Below are 23214 nucleotides of genomic sequence, written 5' to 3' on the forward strand. Positions count from 1 at the left end.
GGTCTCCCGGGCGCCACCGGCCGCGTCCCGTCGCACGTACCGCCCGCCCCACCGGCCCCGCCGGCGCCGGGAAAGGACACCGCATGAGCCTGTCGGTCACGACCGCGCCGCCGTCGCCCACGGCGTCGCCGCCCCCACCCACCCGGCGTCGCAGCCGGGCGTTGTCGCTCACCCGCCTCGACCTCAAGCTCTCCCCGTACCTCTACATCGCCCCGTTCTTCGTGATCTTCGGCATCTTCGGGTTCTACCCGATGCTGCGCACCGCGTGGATGTCGCTGCACGACTGGGACCTCATCGGCGAGCACAGCTTCATCGGGGTGGACAACTACACCCGGCTCTTCACCGACGAGTACTTCTGGAACGCCACGGTCAACACCTTCGGCATCTTCCTGCTCTCCACGATCCCGCAGCTGCTGCTCGCGCTCTTCCTGGCGACCCTGCTCAACCGCACGCTGCTGCGCGCCCGGACGTTCTTCCGGATGGCGATCTTCATGCCGAACGTGGTCTCGGTCGCCGCCGTGGCGATCGTCTTCGGCATGCTCTTCCAGCGCGACTTCGGCCTGATCAACTGGCTGCTCGGCCTGGTCGGGGTCGACGCGGTCGACTGGGACGCGCAGCGGTGGAGCTCGTGGACCGCCATCGCCTCCATGGTCAACTGGCGGTGGACCGGCTACAACACGCTCATCCTGCTGGCCGGCATGCAGGCCATCCCGAAGGACCTCTACGAGGCGGCGGCCATCGACGGCGCCAACCAGTGGAAACAGTTCTGGCGGATCACCCTGCCGATGCTCACCCCGACCTTCGTCTTCGTGGTCACCCTCTCCACCATCGGCGGGCTCCAGCTCTTCACCGAGCCGCTCGTCTTCGCCAACGGCAACATCATCGGCGGCGACCAGCGCGAGTTCCAGACCCTGGCCATGTACATGTACGAACTGGGCATCGAGAACCTCAACACCGCCGGGTACGGCGCCGCCGTGGCCTGGGCGATGTTCGTGCTGATCGCCCTGGTCTCGCTGGTCAACTTCCTGCTCGTCCGCCGTACGGTCAAGTGAGGAGCGACCGGATGAACTCCGCTTCCCAGCGCCTCTGGCGCACCAGCCCGCTGATGTACGTCGCCCTCGTGCTGGCGGTGCTCTTCTCGATCTACCCCTTCTACTACATGGTCGTCATCGCCACCCGCAGCCTGGACTCGATCAACGACGTGCCGCCGCCGGTCACCCCGGGCGGCGCGTTCGGCGACAACTTCGGCCGGGTGCTCGACAACGACGCGGCGAACTTCCTCACCGGCCTGCTCAACTCGATGATCGTGGCCGGCGTGGTGACCGTCTCGGTGGTGATCACCGGATCGCTGGCCGGCTTCGCCTTCGCCAAGCTCCGCTTCCGGGGCCGCAACATCCTGCTGCTGTCGATCATCGTGACCATGATGATCCCGACCCAGCTCGGCCTCATCCCGCTCTGGGGCATGATCCAGGACCTCGGCTGGTACGACACCCTCTACGCGGTGACCGTGCCCTTCCTGGTCAGCGCCTTCGGCGTGTTCATGATGCGGCAGTACGCCACCCAGGCCATCTCCGACGAGCTGATCGAGGCCGGCCGGGTCGACGGGGCCAGCACCTTCCGGATCTACTGGAACATCGTGCTGCCCGCGCTGCGCCCCGCCGCGGCCGTGCTCGGCCTGCTCACCTTCATGGAGACCTGGAACTCCTACCTGTGGCCGTACGCCGTGCTCACCCCCGAGAACCCGACCCTGCAGGTGTCGCTGGCGTTCCTGTCGTACGCCTACTACACCGACTACTCGCAGGTGTTCGCCGCGACCGCCATCGGTACCGTGCCGTTGGTGATCGTGTTCGCCCTGTTCGGCCGCCAGATCATTGGCGGGATCATGGAAGGTGCCGTCAAATCGTGAGCAACCCACACCACCCGCCCGCAGTCGGCGTACTCGACCAGGGGCCGGAACTGACCTTCCCGCCCGGCTTCCTGTGGGGCGCGGCGACCGCCGCGTACCAGATCGAGGGGGCGGCCACCGAGGGTGGCCGGACCCCGTCGATCTGGGACACGTTCAGCCACACCGAAGGGCGGGTCGTCGCCGGGCACACCGGGGACGTGGCCTGCGACCACTACCACCGGATGCCCGACGACGTCCGGCTCATGGCCGAGATGGGACTGAAGTCGTACCGGTTCTCGGTGGCCTGGCCCCGGGTGCAGCCGAACGGCTCCGGCCCGGCCAACCAGCAGGGCCTGGACTTCTACCGCCGGCTCGTCGACGAGCTGCTCGGGCACGGCATCGAGCCGTGGCTCACCCTCTACCACTGGGACCTGCCCCAGCCGCTGGAGGACGCCGGCGGCTGGCCGGCCCGGGACACCGCCGCCCGCTTCGCCGACTACGCCCAGCTCGTCGCCGACGCCCTCGGCGACCGGGTGAAGTACTGGACGACGCTCAACGAGCCGTGGTGCTCGGCGTTCCTCGGCTACGGCTCGGGCGCGCACGCGCCCGGGCGCTCCGACGGCGCCGACGCGGTGCGGGCCGGGCACCACCTGATGCTCGGGCACGGGCTCGCCGTGCAGGCGCTGCGGGCGTCCCGGCCGCAGGCGCAGCTCGGCATCACCGTCAACCTCTACCCGGTCACCCCGGCCACCGACGCGCCCGCCGACGTCGACGCCGCCCGGCGGATCGACGGGCTGGCCAACCGGTTCTTCCTCGACCCGGTGCTGCGCGGGTCGTACCCGGCGGACCTCACCGCCGACCTGCGCGAGGTGACCGACTTCGGGCACGTCCACGACGGTGACCTGGCGGTCATCTCCAGCCCGCTGGACCTGGTCGGAATCAACTACTACAGCCGGCACGTGGTCGCCGCCCCGGTCGAGGGCGCCGAGCCGGAGCCGTACTGGCGGGCGCCGTCGTGCTGGCCGGGCAGCGAGGACGTCCGGTTCGTCACCCGGGGCGTCCCGGTCACCGACATGGACTGGGAGATCGACGCGCCGGGCCTGGTGGAGACGCTGCGCCGGGTCCACGAGGAGTACACCGACCTGCCGCTCTACGTCACCGAGAACGGCTCCGCCTTCGTCGACGCGGTGGTCGACGGGCGGGTCGACGACGTCGACCGGCTGGCGTACTTCGACGCCCACCTGCGCGCCGCCCACGAGGCGATCAGCGCGGGGGTGCCCCTGCGGGGCTACTTCGCCTGGTCCCTGATGGATAATTTCGAATGGGCGTGGGGTTACACCAAGCGGTTCGGCATGATCTGGATCGACTACGACACCCAGGCCCGCATTCCCAAGTCCAGCGCCAGGTGGTACGCCGAGGTCATCCGACGCAACGGTCTGGCCGCACAATAGGCGAAGCCAGCCAGTTCCACGGGCGGCCCCGCGTCCACCCGCTCCCCACGGGTGGTGGCGGGTCCGCCCGACGTCGGAGGAGCAGACGATGACAACGCAGCGCACCCGGTCGCTCGGGCGCCCGACCCTCGACGCGGTCGCCGCCCGCGCCGGCGTCGGGCGCGGGACGGTCTCCCGGGTGGTCAACGGCTCGCCCCAGGTCAGCCCCGAGGCCCGAGCCGCCGTGCAGCAGGCCATCGCCGAGCTGGGGTACGTCCCGAACCGCGCCGCCCGGGCGCTGGTCACCCAGCGCACCGACTCGATCGCCCTGGTGGTCTCCGAGTCGGGGGAGCGGGTCTTCACCGAGCCGTTCTTCGCCGGCATCGTCCGCGGGGTCAGCTCCGGGCTGCTGGAGACCCCGTTGCAGCTCTGGCTCGCCATGGTGCAGTCCCCGATCGAGCGGGAACGCGTCGAGCACCACCTGACCAACCAGCACGTCGACGGGGTGCTGCTGCTGTCGCTGCACGACTCCGACCCGCTGCCCACCCTGCTGGAGGAGCGCGACCTGCCCACCGTGCTCGGCGGCCGGCCGGCCCGGATGCTCCAGCCCGGCGCCCAGCCGTCCTGGTTCGTGGACGTGGACAACGTCGGTGGCGCCCGGCAGGCGGTGGAGCACCTCGCCGCCCGGGGGCGGCGGCGGATCGCCCACCTCGCCGGCCCGCAGGACATGGGCGCCGGCCTGGACCGGCTGACCGGCTACCGGGAGGCAGTCCAGGCCGCGGTCGGCCGGGTCGACCCCGCCCTGATCGCGTACGGGGACTTCAGCGAGGGCAGCGGCGCGGTGGGCATGCGGCAACTGCTGGAGACCTGCCCCGACCTGGACGCCGTCTTCGTCGCCTCCGACCTGATGGCCTTCGGCGCGCTGCGCACCCTGCGCGACGCGGGCCGCCGGGTCCCCGAGGACGTGGCGGTGATCGGCTTCGACGACGCGCCGATCGCCCAGCAGTCCGACCCGCCGCTGACCACGGTGTTCCAGCCGGTGGAGGAGATGGGCCGGCAGATGGCGAGACTGCTGGTGGCCCGCATCCGCGGCGACGAGATCCCCAACCCCCACCTCCTCCTGGAGACCAAACTCGTCGAACGCGCCTCCGCCTGAGCCCGCCCCCGCCCCGGCGACGGGCAAGATCGCGCTGGATCCTGGAACTCGTGGTGTCCGGGTCGGGGCGAGGTCGCTACATCCAGGGATGTAGCACGATCAAGCGGCGCACTCGTGCCCCGACCGGCGGCGGCCGTCGGGCGGTACGGCGGGCGGCGGGTGCGGGACGGGGCTGCGAGTCACCTGTCGCGGAGCGCGCGCAGGCCGTGCTCGACCAGCGGTGACACCATCTCGCCGATCCGGTCGAAGCCGGCGCCGAGGGTCTGACCGAGGGTGTGCCGGTAGTGGATGCCCTCGCAGATGACCGCCAGCTTGAAGCAGCCGAGCGCCACGTGCCAGTGCAGCGGCCCGACGTCGACGTCGCTGCGCCCGGCGTACCGGTCGATCAGCTCGGCGCCGGTGGGGAAGCCGGCCCGGGGGCCGATGCCGTCGGCGACCGGGTTGCCCTCGGCGAGGTCGCTGTCGCCGAGCACGTCCCAGTAGGTCAGCAGCAGGCCCAGATCGGCCAGCGGGTCGCCCAGGGTGGCCATCTCCCAGTCCAGCACGGCCCGTACCGTCACCGGGTCGACGGTGGCGAGGAGGTTGTCCAGCCGGTAGTCGCCGTGCACGATCCGCCCGGTGTTGACGCCCTCCGGCACCGACGCGGCGAGCGCGTCGCGCAGCTCGTCGATGCCGGGCAGCGGGCGGCTGCGGGAGCGGTCGAGCTGACCGGCCCAGCGGCGCACCTGCCGGCCGAGGTAGCCCTCCGGGCGGCCGAAGTCCGCCAGCCCGACCCGCGCCGGGTCGACGGTGTGCAGCGCGGCGAGGGTGTCCATCATCGCCAGGGCCAGCTCGCGCCGCTGGTCGGCGCCGAGCGGGTCGGTCTGCGCGCGGCTGCGGAACACCTCGCCGCGGACCCGCTCCATCAGGTAGAACGGCGCGCCGATCACGTCGGCGTCCGCGCAGTGCAGCAGCGCCGCCGGGACCGGCACGTCGGTCTCGGCCAGCGCCGAGATCACCCGGAACTCGCGGGCCATGTCGTGCGCGGTGGCCAGCACGTGCCCGAGCGGGGGGCGGCGCAGCACCAACTCCTGCCCACCGGCGTGCAGCAGGTAGGTCAGGTTGGACTTGCCGCCGGCGATCAGCGTGGCCCGCAGCGGCCCGGTGGCCAGCTCCGGCCGGTGGGTGCCCAGGTAGCCGGTGAGCCGGTCGAGGTCCAGGCCCTTCGGCGACCGGGCGGGCGCCGAACCGGTCGGGGCACCGGGTGCCGGGTACGCGTCGACGGCCGGTTCGGTCATCCGAATAGTTGATGGCAGCTCAGCTTTCTTGTCAAGGCTGGAGTTTCCGCCCGGGACATGCCGCTGCAACAGGGGCGAAATGCTCAAACGGCAGGCTGGGACCAGCCTGCCGGCCGCGGCCGGCCCGCCGAGCGGAGGAACAGACATGTTGCTGAGAGTTCGGGTGACCCTGCCGGACCGACCCGGCACGCTCGGCCAGGTGGCCCGCACGCTCGGCGTCTCCGGCGCCGACATCGTCCAGGTGGTGGTCCTGGAACGGCTCGGTGGGCGGGCCGTGGACGACTTCACCGTGGTCTGGCCCGGCGCCGCCCGGGTGGAACGCCTGATGGCCGGCCTCGCCGCGATCCCCGGGGTACGCGTCGACGGGGTGTGGCGGGCGATCGGCGCCCCGACCACCACCGGTCAGGACGCCGAGCTGCTGGCCCAGGTCGCCGCCAACCCGACCGACGGGGTGGCCACCCTGGTCGACGCGGTGCCGGGGCTGCTCGCCGCCGACTGGGCGGTCGCCGCGGTGGTGCCGGTGGACTGGGCCTCGCGTACCGGTGGGGGGACGGCGACCGTCGGGCACGCCAGCTGGCGTGCGCCGGAGCCGCCGGTGCTGCCCGAGATCACCCCGCTGCGGGCCCGGGCGCTGACCGGTCTGGACGGTGGCCACTACGCGGTGGCGCCGTTCGGCCGGGCCGGGCTGGTGCTGGTGGCGGCGCGGGAGCACAGCGAGCCGCTGACCGCGGCCGGCTTCCACTCCACCGAGGTGGACCGGCTGGCCCAGCTGGTCCGCGCCAGCGCGGTGATCCTCGGCGACCGGCTGGACCTGGTCGGCGCGCCGCCGGTGACCAGCGTCACTTGAGCGCGGGCAACGGTTGCCGGGCCGTCACCGTCGGGCAACGGCACGGCAACAGCCGCCCGGCAGGGTCGTAGCGGGGAAGGGAGCGGACATGGCGTTGTGGCGGATCCGAGCGACCGTGGACGACCGACCGGGCTATCTGTCGGTGCTCACGGCGAGTCTGGCGTTGCGAGGGGTCAACATTCTCACCGTGCAGGTGCACACCACCGAGGCGGGCGCGGTCGACGACTTCCTCGTCGACGCGCCGGACACGTTGGACCAGGCCGACCTGCTGGCCGCCGTCGAGCGGGGCCGGGGACGGGACTGCTGGGTGGCGCGCAGCGAGGCGCGCGGCTTGGTCGACCAGCCGACGCGGGTGCTCGGCCTGGCCACCCGGCTGGTACGCGACCCGGACGCGACTGGTGCGGCACTGCGCGTGCTGCTCGGCGCGGACGAGGTGACCTGGCGAGCGACGCCGGCCGCCCCGCACGCCGGGGTGGGCGCGGCGACGATGCAGCTCGCCGACCCGTCCGGCGGCTCGTTCACGCTGCGGCGGGCGGCGCCCAGCTTCACGCCGGCCGAGTACGCCCGGGCGCAGGCCCTGGTCGAGTTGGCGACCACCGCGTCCCGACGCTCCACCGACCAGGTGATCCTGGTCCTGCCCGACGGCGCGGAGCTGGCCGTACGCCCGGCCACCGGCGACGACCTGGCCGCCGTGGTCGAGCTGCACGAGCGCTGCTCGGCGCGCAGCCGGCAGCGCCGCTACCTGGGCGGGTCGGCGTCGCCCAGCCGGTTGCGCCGACTGCTGACACCGAGCCGGGGGGCGACCCTGGTGGCGACGGCCGGCTCCGGCGCGGCGGCGGAGCCGGTCGTCGCGATGGCGAACCTCCTCGCCGAGGGGGACGAAGCCGAGGTGGCCCTGCTGGTCCGGGACGACTGGCAGCGGCGAGGGCTCGGGTCGGCGCTGCTGCGGCGCCTGGTCGGGCACGCCGGCCGGGCCGGGTACCGGGCCCTGGTCCTGCACACCCAGGCGGAGAACGCCCCGATGCTGCGGACCGTGGCCCGGCTGGACCGGCCGACGACGACGGCCCGGGACGGCGGGCTGGTCACCGTGGTGCTGCCGCTGGACGTCGACGCGCCGCGACGCGGGCGCTCGACCGCGGGTGTGCCCGGCCCCCGCCGGCCGTAGCCCGGTCCGGCCCGGCCGGCCGCCGCCGGCGGGGGTGTCAGCCGAAGACGGGCCCGGCGCGACGGTGACCCGAGACGCAGAACCGGTTCCCCTCGGTGTCGGCGAGGACGACGTACGGCAGCTGCCCGGGCTCGGGCTCGGCGGGGTAGTGCCGCCAGTCGACGCGCTGGGCGCCCAGCCCGAGCAGCCGCTCGATTTCCTCGTCCAGGTCCCGTTCCCCCGCGTGCAGGTCGAGGTGCACGCGGGGGAACTCCTCCACCGGACTCCGGCTGACGTCCATGGCGATCGCCGCGCCGGGCTGCCCGGGTGGGGGCTCGACCACGATCCACCCGTCGCCGTCGTAGCGCGGTGCCCGGCGCCCGTACCCGAGGGCGGCGGCCCAGAATGCGGCCGCCCGGTGGTCGTCGGTCACGCCCAACGAGATCTGCTCGATCCTCGACATCGATCGAGGTTAGCCCGCCGGGCGGGCCGGTCAGGTGGCCGGGTAGCTGCTGTAGTCGGGGAAGTTGCCGTAGAGCCGACCGTCGCCGCCCACGGTGACCGCCTGCACCAGCAGGTCACCGCCGACGAAGGCGCCCTTCCAGGAGGCGCCCCGGCCGCCGAACGGCTCGTCCCGGTCGCCCCGCGAGCGCGGCTTGTTGATGCCCACCTTGAACGCCTGGAGGTCGACCGCGAGCTTGGCCGCCTCGTCGGTGTCGTCGCAGGCCAGCGACGCGACCAGCGCGCCGTTGGAGGCGTTCATCGCGGCCAGCAGCTCGTCGGTGGTGTCCACCACGACGATGGTGTCGACCGGGCCGAACGGCTCGGCGTGCATCAGCCGGGACCGGCCGGGCGGGGCGAGCAGCACCGCCGGCGCCACGTACGCGGAGGTGTCCTGCCCGTCGAGGAAGGGCGCGCCGTCGAGCTTGCCGCGGTGCAGCGGCACCGCGCCGCCGCGTACCGCCTCGTCGACCTTGCGGCGCAGCTCCTCGGCCTTGGCGCCGCTGATCAGCGGGCCGAAGTCCAGTTCGGGCAGCGGGTCGCCGGCCGACCAGTCGTCGCCGACGGCGAGCGGGTGTCCGAACCGGACCGAGCGCACGACCGGCAGGTACATGTCGAGGAACTCGTCGACCAGCTCGCGCTGGACCACGAACCGGGGGTACGCGGTGCAGCGCTGCTTGCCGTACTCGAATCCCTTCTTCAGGTGGGTGGCGAGCAGGTCCCACTGGGAGAAGTTCCAGATGCCCCAGGCGTTGAGGCCCTCCTGCTCGATGAAGTGCCGCTTGTCGGTGTCGAGCAGCGCGGCGGCCACCTTGCCCCCGTTGGAGCGGCCACCCACGAAGGCCACCGCGCCGATCTCCGGCGCCCGGACCAGCACCTCGGAGAGCTCCTCGCCGCTGCCGGAGAGCAGCGTGGCGGGCAGCCCGGCGCGGTGCATCAGCGCGTGCGCCACGGTGAGGCAGACCGCGCCGCCCTGCGACGGGGTCTTGGCGATGACCGCGTTGCCGGCGAGCAGCTGCACCAGCTCGGCGTGGACCAGCACGCTCATCGGGTAGTTCCAGGAGGCGATGTTGCTGACCGGCCCGGGCAGCGGCTCCCGGCCGTCGGCGAGCATCCGGTCGATCTCGTCGACGTACCAGCGGACGCCGTCCAGGGCGCGGTCCACGTCGGCGCAGGCGAGCCGCCAGGGCTTGCCGATCTCCCAGACCAGCAGCAGGGCGAGCAGGTCGCGGTGCGCGGTGAGGGCGTCCAGAGCGTCGGTGACCCGCGCCTTGCGCTCGGCGAGCGGGGTCGCGGCCCAGTCGCGGTGCGCGGCGGCGGCGTGGGCGACCGCCGCGCGGGCGGTCTCGGCGTCCAGCTTGGGCAGGTTGACCAGGACGGTGTTGTCCACCGGGGTGCGGACGGGGCCGGGCGTCCCGACGGCCCGCCACTCGCCGGAGACCAGGTTGTGCAGGGTGGTGGCGCCGTCGGTGTCGGGCCCGAAGGCCTCCGGTGCGGCGGCGACCGCGCGGGCGAGGGTGTCGGACCAGGCGGTGCCGTCGGCGAGTCGTAGAGCCATCGCGTTTCTCCTCAGGGTCGGACCGGGGAGCGGCGGCGTCGATGGCACCGCTGGTGTGGCGTACTGTCCCGCGCCGTCGCGCGGGTGGGCAACAGTACGTTCGTATGCCGGAACGCCCGGCCCGCCGTCCGCCGTCCGCCGGATGCCAGTCCGGCCGCGCGTCACGGCGTTGAGCTGGGCGTACGAAGCCAAGCGATCGACAGAGGCCGATGATGTGATGAATCTCCGGGCGACGTCGACCGGGTTACCCGTCAGTACGGACCATCGGTCCGGACGGATCAACGCGGGGCCGCGCCGGCGGTGCGCGCCGGGCGGAGAGCCGCCGCGAGCGGGGGACCGGGGCACCCGCGCGGGCGGGCATCCGAGCGCCGCGCGGGCGGGCGTTCAGGGTGCCGGGCGGGCGGGGATCCGGGCGCGTCAGCGCGGATCCGGGCGCCGGAAAGACGACCGGCCGCCGGACGGGTGTCCGGCGGCCGGTCGCGTTGTCGCCGGTCCGATCAGCTGGTGAAGGTGACGTTGTCCCGGCGGCGACGCATCGCCACCAGGGTGGCGCCGCCACCGATGAGGCCGACGCCGATCAGGCCCATGGTGGTGGCGGCGGCACCGGTGATCGGCAGCCCGCCCTCGTTGTCGTCACCGCCGCCGCTGCCGCCGTTGCCGCCGTTGCCTGCCGACGGCGAGGTCGACGAAGAGCTCGGCGTCGACTCCGACGGGTTCACCGACCCGCCCGGCGTGGTCGGCGTCGCCGGGGTGCCGGGCGACTGCGACGCGCCGGTGCCGGTGCCGGCGCAGGTGTGGCTCAGGTTGAACTTGTCGGCCTGGCCGCTGATCGTGGCGCTGCCGCCGGTCAGCTTCCAGCCGGCCGGGGTGAACAGGTACGCGTGCTTGACCTGCTTGTCTCCGCCGCCGTTGCCGGAGAGGAAGTCGGTGTAGGGGTCGGTGGAGTCCGGCACCTTCACCGTCACGGTGCTGCCCGCGCTGTTCTTGAACGTGAGGGTGAGGCTCTCGAAGTTGCCCGCCTTGTTGGTGGGCAGGACGAAGTGCCAGCCGTCGTGGCCGGCGGGCAGGCCGTCGAACTTCTCGTCGCCGCACTGCTGGGTGCCGAAGCCGGCCGCCGTCGAGCCCACGTGGCCCGGGTGGAGCGGAGCGGTGCTGCTCGCCCACGCCGGGGTGGCGAAGGTGAGGCAGGCCGTGGCGGCGGCTGCGGTGAGGGCCGCGCGCGCCACGTGCCGACGCTGTGGCATGTGGAATCCTCCAAGATCGGTAGAGGGGACGGCACATGATCCCATGCACGGCATCGAGAGGTCACATCGGACGATCGGCCTGAGCTGGGGCGACGCGCCGGTGATGCGGTAGGAATCCGGCAGATCGCAGCCCGTTTCGCCGCGTGTCGGTGTAACGCGGACGGGACGGCGGACGCTCCGGCCCTCTCGCCCGGTGGGCGGCGCCTTCACAAACGGATGGCCGGCGCATTACATTGTTACTCATCCATGGGAGCGCTCCCGCGCTGTCGTGGTCACCCCACCACACCGCCTCCGGTGGTACCCGCCCTGCCCGGACGCCGTCCCGCGCCCCGGTGGGTGCCGTCGGCGGCACCACCGACAGGAGCACCCCATGCCGCACCCCCACCGGGCCCGCCGGACGGCCGGCGCCCGGCACCGGCTGCGCCGACTGATCGCCGCCGGTGCAGCGCTCACCAGCGGGCTCGCCCTCGCCGTCGGCGTCCCGCCACCCTCCACAGCGGCCGCCCGCCCGGCCGACGTCGCGGTCGCCGCGCCGGCCTTCAACTACGCCGAGGCGTTGCAGAAGAGTCTGTTCTTCTACGAGGCCCAGCAGTCCGGGCGGAAACCGGCCTGGAACCGGGTCTCCTGGCGCGGCGACTCCGCGCTCACCGACGGCGCCGACGCCGGCCTCGACCTGACCGGCGGCTGGTACGACGCCGGCGACCACGTCAAGTTCGGCTTCCCGATGGCGTTCAGCACCACCATGCTCGCCTGGGGCGCGGTGGAGTACCGCGACGGCTACGTCGCCTCCGGCCAGCTGCCGCACCTGCTGAACAACCTGCGCTTCGTCAACGACTACCTGGTCAAGGCGCATCCCGCCCCGAACGTCCTCTACGGACAGGTCGGCAAGGGCGACGACGACCACAAGTGGTGGGGCCCGGCCGAGGTGCTGCCGATGGCGCGGCCCGCGTACAGGATCGATGCCAGCTGTGGCGGCGCGGACCTGGCGGGGGAGACGGCGGCCGCGATGGCCGCCTCGTCGATGGTGTTCCGGCCCACCGACGCCGCCTACGCCGACAAGCTGCTCGGCCACGCCAAGCAGCTCTACACCTTCGCCGACACGGTGCGCAGGAGCTACCACGAGTGCATCACCGACGCGACCAGCTTCTACCGCTCCTGGAGCGGCTGGCAGGACGAGCTGGTCTGGGGCGCGATCTGGCTGCACCGGGCCACCGGCGACCCCACCTACCTCGCCAAGGCCGAGAGCGAGTACGACCGGCTCGGCACCGAGAACCAGACCAGCACCAGGTCCTACAAGTGGACCATCGCCTGGGACAACAAGCAGTTCGGCGCGTACGTGCTGCTGGCCAACCTCACCGGCAAGCAGAAGTACGTCGACGACGCCAACCGCTGGCTGGACTACTGGACGGTCGGGGTCAACGGCGCCCGGGTGCCCTACTCACCCGGCGGGATGGCGGTGCTCGACTCCTGGGGCGCGCTGCGTTACGCCGCCAACACCTCCTTCGCCGCGCTGGTCTACAGCGACCGGACCACCGACGCCACCCGCAAGGCCCGCTACCACGAATTCGCCGTCCAGCAGATCAACTACGCCCTCGGCGACAACCCGCGTAACTCCAGCTACGTCATCGGGTACGGGAACAACCCGCCGCGCAACCCCCACCACCGCACCGCCCACGGCTCCTGGTGGGACAGCCAGCAGGTGCCCGCCGAGACCCGGCACGTGCTCTACGGCGCGTTGGTCGGCGGCCCGTCCGCGGCCAATGACGCGTACACCGACAGCCGCGGTGACTACGTGATGAACGAGGTCGCCACCGACTACAACGCCGGCTTCACCTCCGCCCTCGCCCGGCTCTCCCAGGAGTACGGCGGCACCCCGCTCGCCGGCTTCCCCGCCGCCGAACGACCCGACCTGGACGAGCTGACCGTGGAGACCACCGTCATGCAGGCGGAGCCGCGGGCCACCGGGCTCAAGGCGGTCGTCTACAACCGCTCCGGCTTCCCGGCGCGGGCGTTGACCGACGCGCGGTTCCGCTACTACTTCCGACCCGACGGCACCGGCCCGGTCCAGGTCACCCCCGGCTACACCCAGGGCTGCCCGGCGCCGACCACCGCCCGGCAGTTCAGCGGCGACATCTGGTACGTCGAGGTCGACTGCACCGGCCACACCATCGCCCCGGCCGGGCAGTCGCAGCACCGGATGGAGGTCCAATTCAAGATCGGCGTGCCGGAGGGTGGCACCTGGGACCCGACGAACGATCCGTCGTACCAGGCGACCGCCGGGCCGAACCCGAAGGTGCCGCTCTACGCCGGCGCCACCCGCGTCTGGGGAACCGAGCCCGGACCGGTCACCCCGGACACCACCGCGCCCACCCCGCCCGGCACCCCCGTCGCCTCGGCGGTCACCTCGACCGGGCTGACGCTGACCTGGCCCGCCTCCACCGACACCGGCGGCAGCGGGCTGGCCGGCTACGAGGTCACCCAGGCCCAGGTGGGCAGCGACGCGCTGCTCCTGCTCAACGCCGCGACCAACTCCCTCGCGGTCACCGGGCTGCAACCCGAGCGGACGTACCAGTTCTGGGTGCGGGCCCGGGACGGCGCCGGCAACCGGTCGACCGCCTCGCCGACGGTCTCGGTGGCCACCCCGGCCTCGCCGGCCCCGGACACCACCGCGCCGACCCGGCCGGGCACCCCGACCGCCTCCGCGGTCAGCGCCACCGGTCTCACCCTGAACTGGGCGGCGTCGACCGACAACGTCGGCGTCACCGGGTACCGGGTCTACCGGGAGGCCGGCGCGACCGATGCCCTGGTCGGCTCGCCCACCGGCACCGCCATCACCCTGGCGGGGCTGACCGCGGCCACCGAATACCAGTTCTACGTCGTCGCGGCCGATGCGGCCGGCAACGCCTCCGCGGCGTCCGCGCCGGTCACCGTCACCACCGCGGACCCGCCCGCCGCCGGCGGCTGCAAGGTCGGGTACGTCACCAGCGACTGGAACACCGGCTTCACCGCCAACATCACGATCACCAACACCGGTCCGACCGGGATCAACGGCTGGACGTTGGCGTTCACCTTCCCGACCGCCGGGCAGAAGGTGGGCCAGGGCTGGTCGGCGACGTACAGCCAGACCGGCACGGCCGTGACCGCCTCGAACGTCTCCTACAACGGGGTGCTGGCACCCGGGGCGTCCACCGGCTTCGGCTTCAACGGCACCCACACCGGCACCAACCCGAAGCCGACGGCCTTCACCCTCAACGGCGTCGCCTGCACCGCCGCCTGACCGCCCTCGTCGAGATCCTGGGCAGTCACCGTTCGCGCGGAACGGTGACTGCCCAGGATTCACGGCAGGATGTGGTGGTGGAGCGGGGACTGGTGACGGTGGGGCACGGGGCGGCCGACCGGGCGGGGCTGGGGGAGCTGCTGGCCGGGGCGGGGATCGCGCTGGTCGTGGACGTGCGGCGGTTCCCCGCCAGCCGCACCAACCCCGACGTCCGCTGGGAGGAGCTGGAACGCTGGCTACCGGAGCACGGGATCGGCTACCGCTGGGAGCCGCGCCTCGGCGGCCGGCGGCACATCCCGGCGGGCGCACCGCAGCCGGACACCTGGTGGACGGTCCCGGCCTTCCGGGCGTACGCGGCGTACACCCGGACCCCCGACTTCCGGGCGGCGCTGGACGCGGTGCTGGCCGACGCGGCGGCCCGGACCACGGCGGTGATGTGCAGCGAGAGCGTCTGGTGGCGCTGCCACCGGCGACTGATCGCCGACGTGGCGGTGCTCGGCCACGACGTGCCGGTGCACCACCTGATGCCGGACGGCCGGCTCGCCCCGCACCGGCCCGCCGCCGGGGCCCGCCGGGACGGCGACCACGACCTCCGCTGGGACGGCTGAAGACCCACCCGCCCGCGCCCCGGACACCGACCCGCGTTCCCGGCCGGCCAGTCGTCCTGCCGGCGGCCGCGGCTGGCCCTGATCGTCGCGGTCGTGGTTCAGTCGGCGAGTTCGTCGGCGAGCAGGTCCATCAGCAGGCCGTCCTGCCAGCGGCCGTCCGCGCCCCGCTCGTAGCGGCGCAGGATGCCGACCGGGCGGAAGCCGACCTTGGCGTAGGCGCGGATCGCCGGGGTGTTGGCCGCCGCCGGGTCGATGGTGAGCCGGTGGTGGCCGTGCTGGTCGATCAGGTGCCGGGCCAGGGTGCGGACGGCGTCCCCACCCAGCCCGGCGCCGTGCACGGCCGGGTCGAGGAAGATGTCCAGCGCGGCGTGCCGGTAGTCCGGGTCGGACTCCTCGAACCACTGGATCGCCCCGACGACCCGGCCGTCGTGCTCGATGGCGTACACCGTGAGGTCGTCGTCGGCGAGGTCGGCGCGGACCGCCGCGGCGAGGTCGTCGCCCCCGCGCCACCAGCGGCGGACCTCGGGGGCGGCGCGGATCGCGGCGAGGGCGGACACGTCGGCGTCCGTCACCGGACGCAACGTGACCGACCGCCCCCGCAGCACCGGGTCAGCCCCGCAGCTCGCCGTGCTCGACGCAGACCGCCGACCAGCCGACCGGCAGCACCTGCACCTTCATCCGGCGCCGGCAGTGCCCGCAGTACCGGGGCGGCTCCAACGCCCGCGCGGTCGCGCACCCCAGGTGCGGGCCCGCCGCGGCCGATTCGCCGCAGCGGTCGCACCAGGCCGTCGTGGGTTCGGCCAACTCGGTCACCGGCTACCTCACAGGGTGGCGGAGAGCGCCTTGACGGGCATCTTCAGGTCGTCCAGCAGTTCCAGGTCGGCGGTCGCCGGCCGGCCCAGCGTGGTCAGGTAGTTGCCGACGATCACCGCGTTGATGCCGCCCAGCAGGCCGTCGCGGGTGCCCAGGTCGCCGAGGGTGATCTCGCGGCCGCCCGCGTACCGGAGGATGGTGCGCGGCATGGCCAGCCGGAACGCGGCGATTGCGCGCAGCGCGTCCTTGCCCTCCACCACCGGGCGGTCACCCAGGGGGGTGCCCGGGCGGGGGTTGAGGAAGTTCAGCGGCACCTCGTGCGGGTCCAGCTCGGCGAGCTGCGCGGCGAACTCGGCGCGCTGCTCCACCGTCTCGCCCAGGCCCAGGATGCCGCCGCAGCAGACCTCCATGCCGGACTCGCGGACCATCCGCAGCGTCTCCCAGCGCTCCTCCCACGAGTGGGTGGTGACCACGTTGGGGAAGTAGGAGCGGCAGGTCTCCAGGTTGTGGTTGTAGCGGTGCACGCCCATGTCGACCAGCTCGTCGACCTGCTCCTGGCTGAGCATGCCCAGCGACGCGGCGACCTGGATGTCGACCTCCGCCTTGATGGCGGCGACCCCTTCGCGCATCTGCTTCATCAGGCGGGCGTCCGGGCCGCGCACGGCGGCCACGATGCAGAACTCCGTCGCGCCGGTCGCCGCGGTCTGCTTCGCCGCCTCGACCAGCGAGGGGATGTCCAGCCAGACCGACCGGACCGGGGAGGTGAACAGGCCGGACTGCGAGCAGAAGTGGCAGTCCTCCGGGCAGCCGCCGGTCTTCAGCGAGACGATGCCCTCGACCTCGACCTCCGGGCCGCACCAGCGCATCCGCACCTCGTGGGCGAGCTGGAGGGCGGCGGGCACGTCTTCGTCGGGCAGGTTCAGCACGGCGAGGACGCCGGCCTGGTCGAGGCCGACACCGTTCTCCAGCACCTGGGTGCGGGCCTGGTCGAGGATCTCTGGCATGGCTCGTACCCTACAAGGCCGCCCGACGGGGAGAAATGGCCGCTTCCCCCGGCCCCGCCGTTCGACGAGGTCGGGCGGCCGGCGACGCCGAGGTCGAGGCGCACCCGGTGGAATCGCCGGGCCCGCACCGGCGGGTGGTAACTTCGCCCGGCGGAACTGGCCGACGGTGTGGGGAGTGACGGTGGCGGACTGGCTGGCGGCGCTCGACCGCCGCGCCGAGCTGCGGGCCAAGGCGGGGCTCACCCGCACCCTGCGGCCCCGCGCCGCCGGCGACCCGGTCATCGACCTGGCCGGCAACGACTACCTCGGCCTGGCCACCCACCCCGAGGTCGTCGCCGCCGCGGCGCGGGCGTTGTCCGCGTACGGGCTGGGCGCGACCGGGTCGCGGCTGGTGCGCGGCTCCACGGACGCCCACCACGCGTTGGAGGACGCCCTCGCCGCCTGGCTGGGCACCGACCGGGCCCTGGTCTTCTCCTCCGGCTACCTGGCCAACCTCGGCGCGGTCCGGGCCCTGGTGCAGCCCCGTACGCTGCTCGTCTCCGACGCCCACAACCACGCCTCGCTGATCGATGGTTGCCGGATCTCCGGCGCGGAGACCGTGGTCACCCCGCACGCCGACGTGGACGCGGTGGCCGCCGCGCTCGCCGCCGCCCCCGGCCGGCCCGCCGTCGTGGTCACCGAGTCGGTCTTCTCCGTCGACGGTGACCTGGCGCCGCTCGCCGCGCTGCACGCCGTCGCCCGCCGGCACGGCGCGCTGCTGCTGGTCGACGACGCGCACGCGCTCGGCGTCACCGGCCCGGCCGGCGCCGGCGGGGTCGCCGCCGCCGGTCTCGCCGGCCAGCCGGACGTGGTGGTCACCGCGACCCTCTCCAAGGCCCTCGGGGGCGCCGGTGGGGTGGTCGCGGGTCCGGCGGAGCTGGTCCGGCACCTGGTGGAGACCGGCCGGACGTTCATCTTCGACACCGCGCCGCCCCCGGCGGTCGCCGCCGGGGTGCACGCCGCCGTCGCGCTGGCCCGCGCCGGTGACGACCTGCGGGCGGAGCTGGCCGACCGGGCCGCCCTGGCGGTGCGCCGGCTGCGCGCGGCGGGGCTCACCGTGTCGACCCCCGACGCGGCCGTGGTGTCGGTGACCGCCCCCGGCCCGGAGGCCGCCACCGCCTGGGCCGCGGACTGCCGCGACCGCGGCGTGGCGGTGGGCTGCTTCCGGCCGCCGTCCACCCCGGACAGCCGGTCCCGGCTGCGGCTCACCCTCTCCGCCGGGGTGTCGCGGGCGGACTTCGAACGGGCTTTGGAGATCATCGTGGAGTGCGCCCCCATGAGCGTGGTGCCGTGAACGGGCCGGAGGTGTCGTCGTGACGACGCCGTGGAAGGGTGCGGTGCTGGTCACCGGCACCGACACCGAGGTGGGCAAGACGGTGGTGACCGCGGCGGTCGCGGCCGCCGCGCAGGCCGCCGGCCTGCGGGTCGCGGTGGTCAAACCCGGCCAGACGGGTACGGCCACCGGCGAGCCCGGTGACGTGGACTCGGTGACCCGACTGGCCGCCCCGCTGACCGGCCGCACCCTGGCCAGCTATCCGGATCCGCTCGCCCCGCTCGCCGCGGCCCGGGTCGCCGAGCTGGAGCCGCTGGAGCTCTACACCGCCGTCGACGCGATCCGCGAGGAGGTCGACAAGCACGACCTGGTGCTCGTCGAGGGGGCCGGCGGGCTGCTCGTACCGATGGGGCTGCGTCCCTCCGGCGAGCCGTGGACGGTGGCCGACCTGGCGGTCTCGCTCGGCGCTCCGGCCGTGGTGGTCACCCGCGCCGGGTTGGGCACGCTCAACCACACCGCGCTCACCCTGGAGGCGCTCGAACGGCGGGCCATCCCGGCCGGCGTGGTGATCGGCGCCTGGCCGACGGAGCCGGAGCTGGTGCACTGGACCAACCTCACGGACCTGCTGCCGAACCTGCTCGGCGCGCTGCCGGCGGGTGCCGGGTCGATGGACCCGGGCGTCTTCCGGCGCTCCGCGCCCGGCTGGCTCACGCCCGCCCTCTACGGGGTGCTGGACGACTGGCGGGCCTGGGCCGAGGACATCAGCTGACCACCTGACCTTCGTCGGTGCCCGGGCCCGCCGGGCGTCGGTAGCCTGGCCGACGTGCGCGAACGTGGAATCCGGCGCCGGCAGGTGGCCGGCGACCTGGCGCTCTGGGCCGGGCTCGCCGCCCCGATGGCGTACGCGCGGCTGACCCCGCCGTACGAGCGCTGGGTCGTACCGCTGCTGGTCGGTTCGGTGCTGCTGCTGGCGGCCGCGGTGGCAGTGGGCCGGCGGCTGCCGGCGGTGGCCGTGGTGCTGGTGCTGCTCGGCTCGGCGGTGGACGGCAACTTCGTCTTCGCCCTGCTGGTGTTCAGCTACCTGGCCGGGCGGCGCGGGGAACGGGCGGCCCCCGCCGGAGCGATCTTCGCCGCGGTGGCGGCCGGTGGCACGGTGCTGCACCTGGTGCTGCTCGACACCGGCCTGGCCACCTGGTTCCTGCTCAGCTGCGTGCTGCTGGGCGCCGGAGTGTTCCCCTGGCTGGTGGGCCGGTACCGGCGGCAGCAGCAGGCGCTGGTGCTCGCCGGGTGGGAGCACGCCGAGGCGGTGCAGCGCGAGCAGCGGGGCGCCGCCGAGCGGATCCGGCTGCGGGAGCGGGCCCGGATCGCCCAGGACATGCACGACTCGCTCGGCCACGAGCTGAGCCTGATCGCGCTGCGCGCCGCCGCCCTGGAGGTCGCCGGGGACCTCGACCCGCGGCACCGGGCCGCCGCCGGTGAGCTGCGGGCCAGCGTGGCCGGGGCCACCGAGCGGCTGCACCGGATCATCGGGGTGCTCCGCGAGGCGGACGCCCCGGCCACCACCCGCCCCGCCGGGGAGAGCGTCGCCGACCTGGTCGAGGGTGCCCGCGAGGCGGGCATGGTGGTGCGCCTGCAGGCCACGCCGGACGTCGCCGACCTGCCGGAGCTGACCGCGCACGCCGCGCACCGGGTGGTCCGCGAGGCGCTCACCAACGCCGCCCGGTACGCCCCCGGCGCCCCGGTCACCGTCACCCTCACCGGGGTGGACGACCGGGTGCAGGTGCGGGTGGTGAACGCCGCACCGCCGGCCGGGCCGCTACCCGGGCCGCCGTCGCACGGCTCCGGCCTGGTGGCGCTCCGCGAGCGGGTACGGCTGGCCGGCGGCACCCTCGACGCCGGCCCGACCGGCGACGGAGGCTTCGCGGTGGCGGCCCGGTTGCCGGTGGCCGACGGCTCCCCGCGCCCCGGCCCCATCGACGGCGGACGGTCCGGGGAGCCCGGGCCGCTGCGCGACGCCCGGCGCGGGGTGCGGCGCAGCCTGCTCGCCGCGCTCGCCGCGCCACCGGCGGTCGCGCTGCTGTTGTCGCTGGTCTACTACCCGGTCGTCACCACTGGCGCGGTGCTCGACGGCCCGACGTTCGAGCGGATGCGGATCGGCACGCCCCGGGCGGAGCTGTCCGGGCTGCCCCGCCGGCAGGTCGAGCCGCCCGTCGACGCGCCGTCCCCGCCCGCCGGGGTGACCTGCGAGTACTACACCGACGGCGACTTCCCGCTGGCCCAGCCGACCTGGCGGCTCTGCTTCGCCGACGACCGCCTGGCCAGCAAGGGACGGACGACCACATGACCACCGACGACGGGCCGGTCACGGTGCTGCTCGCCGACGACGAGGCGATGGTCCGGGCCGGGGTGCGGGCCATCCTCGCCGCCGACCCCGGCATCGAGGTGGTCGCCGAGGCCGGCGACGGGCGTGCCGCCGTGGAGCTCGCCCGGGCCCACCGGCCCCGGGTCGCGCTGCTGGACATCCGGATGCCGAAGCTGGACGGGCTCGCCGCCGCGGCGGAGATCCGCCGGCTGGTGCCCGCGACGGCCACCGTCATGCTCACCACCTTCGGCGAGGACGAGCACGTGGCCCGGGCGCTCGGTCACGGCGCCAGCGGCTTCCTGCTCAAGGCCGGTGACCCCCGGGAGCTGATCACCGGGGTACGGGCGGTCGCCGACGGTGGGGCGTACCTGTCGCCGCGGGTGGCCCGGCGGGTGATCGAGCTCAACGGCGACCGGATGGCCCGCGTGCCGGCGGCCCGGGACCGCACGGCCGGGCTCACCGACCGGGAGCGCGAGGTGCTCGGCCTGGTCGGCGCGGGACTGTCCAACGCCGAGATCGCCCGCCGGCTCTTCCTCACCGAGGGCACCGTGAAGGGCTACCTGACCAGCATCTTCACCCGGCTGGACGTGCGTAACCGGGTGCAGGCGGCGATCATCGCGTACGAGGCGGGGCTGGCCGGCTGACCGGCCCGCCCCGCCCCTGGCTCAGGCGTCGCGGCGGCGCAGCGCGGCCCGGCCGAGCGCCAGCGCCGCGACGGCCCAGCCGACCAGCAGCGCCAGGCCCACCACCGGCGGGTACGGGTCGGTCTCCCCGGCCAGGAAGTGCCCGCCGGCGACGCCGGGGAAGGCGTCGGAGATCCGGGTGAGCAGGGTGATGTCCGGCTCGCGCAGCGACAGCGGCACGATCATCAGCACGGCGAAGAGCACGGTGAGGGTCAGCACCGCGCTGCACAGCGCCGCCCCGAGGCCGAGGGCGAGCACTCCCACCAGCGCCAGGTACACCGCCGTGGCCAGCACGTCGCGGAGCGTCCCGCCCAGCGGTACGCGGCCCCACTCGCCGAGCAGCGGAGCCGCCGCGAGGACGCCGACCAGGCCGAGCAGCAGCCCGAAGGCGAACGTCACCGCGCCGGACACCACCGCCTTGGCCAGCAGCATCTGCCCCCGCGACGGGGTGCCCTGCAGGGTGGTGCGGATGGTGCCGGTGGCGTACTCGCTGGTGATGGCGAGCAGGCCGAGCGCCAGCACCGCGTACTGGGTGAGGTCGAGCGCGCCGATCAGCACACTGCCGACGGTGACCACGCCCCGGTCGTCGGCCGGGTCGTCGTTGGTGTTGGCGTTGTCCGCGTAGATGGCCAGCTGGGCCGAGGTGGCGGCCATCAGCAGTACGCCGGCCAGCAGGGTCCACCAGGTGGCCCGCACCGACCAGAGCCGGGTCCACTCGGCGGCCACCGCGCCGGCGAGTCCGCCGCCCCGGGCGGCCGGGCGGGCGGGGGAGATCGCGGTCACCGGGCACCTCCGGCGGCGTACTCGACCGCGTCGCCGGTCAGCCGCATGAACGCCTGTTCCAGCGTCACGGCCACCGGGGTCAGCTCGTGCAGCGGCACGCCCAGCTCGTACGCCAGGTCACCGATCCGGGCGGCGGTGGCCCCGGTGACCGCTAGGTCCCGCGCGCCCTCGACCGTGACCGCGTACCCCTCGGCGGTGAGCCGCCCGGCCAGCGCGGAGAGCGCCTCCGGGCGCGGCCCGCGCACCCGCACGGCGGCGGTCGCGGCCGTGGCGAGCACCTCCGCGACGGGCGCGTCGGCGATCAGCCGCCCCTTGCCGATCACCACCAGGTGGGCGGCGGTCTGTTCCATCTCGCTCATCAGGTGGCTGGAGAGCAGGACGGTCCGTCCCTCGGCGGCGAGACCGGCGGTGAGCTGCCGGATCCAGCGCACGCCGTCCGGGTCGAGGCCGTTGACCGGCTCGTCGAACATGAGCACCGGCGGGTCGCCGAGCAGCGCGGCGGCGATGCCGAGTCGCTGCGCCATGCCGAGCGACAGGGTCCGTCCCGGCTTGGCGGCGGCCCGGTCGTCGAGGCCGGCCACGGCGAGCACCTCGTCGACGCGCCGGGCCGGGATGCCGTTGCTGCGGGCCATGGCCAGCAGGTGCGCTCGGCCCGCCCGAGCGGGGTGGATCGCCCGGGCGTCGAGCAGCGCCCCCACCTCCCGCAGCGGATGCCGCAGCTCCCGGTACGCCCGCCCGCCGACCAGGGCCCGGCCGGTGGTCGGCCGGTCCAGGCCGAGCACCATCCGCATGGTGGTGGACTTGCCCGCGCCGTTGGGGCCGAGGAACCCGGTGACCCGCCCCGGTGCGATGTCGACGGTCAGGTCCTCAACGGCCGTCACCGCCCCGAACCTCTTCGTCAACCCACGTAGTGTGATCATGCGTTGACGGTAGGGACCGGCGGGCCGGCCTCGCCGCTGCCGATCGGCCTCCGCCCCACCCGACTTTCGTCAGGTGCTCCCGCCCCGCCGCCCCGCCCGCCCCGCCGCCCCGCCGTCCCGGTCGGGCCGCCGTCGCAGGTGGCGCCGTCGCACGTGGCTGCGTCCTCGTCGGGCCGACGCCGCGGGGCGGTCCGCCCGTACCGCCGGCCGTACTGCTCGTCCGCTTTCGAGCTGATGTCGCAAACGACTCATGCGCCGGGGGCAGCCTGAATCGTTTGCGACATCAGCTCCAAAGGGAGCCGAAAAGGTGGTGCCGGCTCGGATCCACCGGTTCGGCGCCGCTGCGAGCGGTGGTGGCGGCGTTGCGGCACCGCCGGGTGGGGAGAGGCCGGGCTCGCGTGGCGATGCGC

Annotated in this window: 21 protein-coding genes; 12 read left to right on the plus strand and 9 right to left on the minus strand. The window is 74.2% G+C overall.

The window, feature by feature from the left end; all coding sequences use genetic code 11:
• The first annotated feature begins 83 nt into the window (after positions 1–83).
• The 4 genes from V6U79_RS21020 (at position 84) to V6U79_RS21035 (ending at position 4471) form a co-directional block, all read left to right on the plus strand.
• Complete coding sequence (locus V6U79_RS21020; RefSeq protein WP_334534378.1) at positions 84–1052, plus strand: carbohydrate ABC transporter permease; 969 nt, start codon at positions 84–86, stop codon at positions 1050–1052.
• Between the two features lie 11 nt (positions 1053–1063).
• Positions 1064–1906 (plus strand): carbohydrate ABC transporter permease, encoded by an 843-nt coding sequence (locus V6U79_RS21025; protein WP_334534375.1) that lies wholly within the window; start codon positions 1064–1066, stop codon positions 1904–1906.
• Positions 1903–3336 (plus strand): GH1 family beta-glucosidase, encoded by a 1434-nt coding sequence (locus V6U79_RS21030; RefSeq protein ID WP_334615549.1) that lies wholly within the window; start codon positions 1903–1905, stop codon positions 3334–3336. The genes V6U79_RS21025 and V6U79_RS21030 overlap by 4 nt, the downstream gene beginning before the upstream one ends.
• Positions 3337–3424: 88 nt before the next feature.
• Positions 3425–4471, plus strand: coding sequence for a LacI family DNA-binding transcriptional regulator (locus tag V6U79_RS21035; protein WP_334534370.1), 1047 nt, complete (start codon positions 3425–3427; stop codon positions 4469–4471).
• Between the two features lie 179 nt (positions 4472–4650).
• On the opposite strand, the gene V6U79_RS21040 is transcribed toward V6U79_RS21035, so the two are convergent.
• The gene (locus V6U79_RS21040) at positions 4651–5748 is read right to left on the minus strand and encodes a phosphotransferase family protein (protein WP_334615550.1); all 1098 of its coding nucleotides are present in this window, start codon (positions 5746–5748) and stop codon (positions 4651–4653) included.
• Between the two features lie 145 nt (positions 5749–5893).
• Here V6U79_RS21040 and V6U79_RS21045 point away from each other — a divergent pair, with 145 nt between their 5' ends.
• Together V6U79_RS21045 and V6U79_RS21050 are read left to right on the plus strand one after the other, a co-directional pair.
• Positions 5894–6595 carry an ACT domain-containing protein gene (locus tag V6U79_RS21045; protein ID WP_334615551.1) on the plus strand — a complete coding sequence of 234 codons (702 nt, stop codon included), beginning with the start codon at positions 5894–5896 and terminating at the stop codon, positions 6593–6595.
• Positions 6596–6683: 88 nt separating this feature from the next.
• The gene (locus V6U79_RS21050; RefSeq protein WP_334615552.1) at positions 6684–7760 is read left to right on the plus strand and encodes a GNAT family N-acetyltransferase; all 1077 of its coding nucleotides are present in this window, start codon (positions 6684–6686) and stop codon (positions 7758–7760) included.
• A 37-nt stretch (positions 7761–7797) separates the two neighbouring features.
• Here V6U79_RS21050 and V6U79_RS21055 read toward each other — a convergent pair whose 3' ends face one another.
• The 3 genes from V6U79_RS21055 to V6U79_RS21065 form a co-directional block, all read right to left on the minus strand.
• Positions 7798–8202: a VOC family protein gene (locus V6U79_RS21055; RefSeq protein WP_334534359.1), complete on the minus strand. Its 405-nt coding sequence runs from the start codon at positions 8200–8202 to the stop codon at positions 7798–7800.
• A gap of 30 nt (positions 8203–8232) precedes the next feature.
• On the minus strand, positions 8233–9798 hold the full coding sequence (locus tag V6U79_RS21060; RefSeq protein WP_334534356.1) for an aldehyde dehydrogenase family protein: 1566 nt from the start codon (positions 9796–9798) through the stop codon (positions 8233–8235).
• A 497-nt stretch (positions 9799–10295) separates the two neighbouring features.
• Entirely contained in the window at positions 10296–11042 is a 747-nt protein-coding gene (locus tag V6U79_RS21065) for an LPXTG cell wall anchor domain-containing protein (RefSeq protein ID WP_334615553.1), read from the minus strand.
• 370 nt (positions 11043–11412) lie between these two features.
• Between V6U79_RS21065 and V6U79_RS21070 the strand changes: the two genes are divergently transcribed.
• Entirely contained in the window at positions 11413–14319 is a 2907-nt protein-coding gene (locus V6U79_RS21070; RefSeq protein ID WP_334615554.1) for a glycoside hydrolase family 9 protein, read from the plus strand.
• Between the two features lie 77 nt (positions 14320–14396).
• A complete protein-coding gene (locus V6U79_RS21075) occupies positions 14397–14927 on the plus strand; it encodes a DUF488 domain-containing protein (RefSeq protein WP_334615555.1) in 531 nt (176 codons plus the stop codon).
• Between the two features lie 98 nt (positions 14928–15025).
• Here V6U79_RS21075 and V6U79_RS21080 read toward each other — a convergent pair whose 3' ends face one another.
• From V6U79_RS21080 to bioB, 3 genes are read right to left on the minus strand one after another with little or no spacing between them, the layout of a single operon-like run.
• Positions 15026–15532, minus strand: a complete 507-nt coding sequence (locus tag V6U79_RS21080; protein WP_334615556.1) for a GNAT family N-acetyltransferase — start codon at positions 15530–15532, stop codon at positions 15026–15028.
• 4 nt (positions 15533–15536) lie between these two features.
• A complete protein-coding gene (gene bsaP, locus V6U79_RS21085; protein WP_334615557.1) occupies positions 15537–15740 on the minus strand; it encodes a biotin synthase auxiliary protein BsaP in 204 nt (67 codons plus the stop codon).
• Between the two features lie 8 nt (positions 15741–15748).
• The gene (gene bioB / locus V6U79_RS21090) at positions 15749–16744 is read right to left on the minus strand and encodes a biotin synthase BioB (protein WP_334533661.1); all 996 of its coding nucleotides are present in this window, start codon (positions 16742–16744) and stop codon (positions 15749–15751) included.
• A gap of 181 nt (positions 16745–16925) precedes the next feature.
• Between bioB and V6U79_RS21095 the strand changes: the two genes are divergently transcribed.
• The 4 genes from V6U79_RS21095 to V6U79_RS21110 are packed head-to-tail and all read left to right on the plus strand — an operon-like array spanning position 16926 to position 21062.
• Positions 16926–18077 (plus strand): 8-amino-7-oxononanoate synthase, encoded by a 1152-nt coding sequence (locus V6U79_RS21095; protein WP_334533658.1) that lies wholly within the window; start codon positions 16926–16928, stop codon positions 18075–18077.
• 43 nt (positions 18078–18120) lie between these two features.
• On the plus strand, positions 18121–18825 hold the full coding sequence (gene bioD, locus V6U79_RS21100; RefSeq protein WP_334533677.1) for a dethiobiotin synthase: 705 nt from the start codon (positions 18121–18123) through the stop codon (positions 18823–18825).
• 54 nt (positions 18826–18879) lie between these two features.
• Positions 18880–20400, plus strand: a complete 1521-nt coding sequence (locus V6U79_RS21105) for a sensor histidine kinase (RefSeq protein ID WP_334615558.1) — start codon at positions 18880–18882, stop codon at positions 20398–20400.
• Positions 20397–21062 carry a response regulator gene (locus tag V6U79_RS21110; protein WP_334615559.1) on the plus strand — a complete coding sequence of 222 codons (666 nt, stop codon included), beginning with the start codon at positions 20397–20399 and terminating at the stop codon, positions 21060–21062. Before V6U79_RS21105 ends, V6U79_RS21110 begins: the two co-directional genes overlap by 4 nt.
• Before the next feature lie 21 nt (positions 21063–21083).
• Here V6U79_RS21110 and V6U79_RS21115 read toward each other — a convergent pair whose 3' ends face one another.
• A complete protein-coding gene (locus V6U79_RS21115; RefSeq protein WP_334615560.1) occupies positions 21084–21884 on the minus strand; it encodes an ABC transporter permease subunit in 801 nt (266 codons plus the stop codon).
• The gene (locus V6U79_RS21120; protein WP_334615561.1) at positions 21881–22804 is read right to left on the minus strand and encodes an ATP-binding cassette domain-containing protein; all 924 of its coding nucleotides are present in this window, start codon (positions 22802–22804) and stop codon (positions 21881–21883) included. Before V6U79_RS21120 ends, V6U79_RS21115 begins: the two co-directional genes overlap by 4 nt.
• Positions 22805–23214: the final 410 nt, after the last annotated feature.

Source organism: Micromonospora psammae (assembly GCF_036902725.1).
GTDB lineage: Bacteria > Actinomycetota > Actinomycetes > Mycobacteriales > Micromonosporaceae > Micromonospora.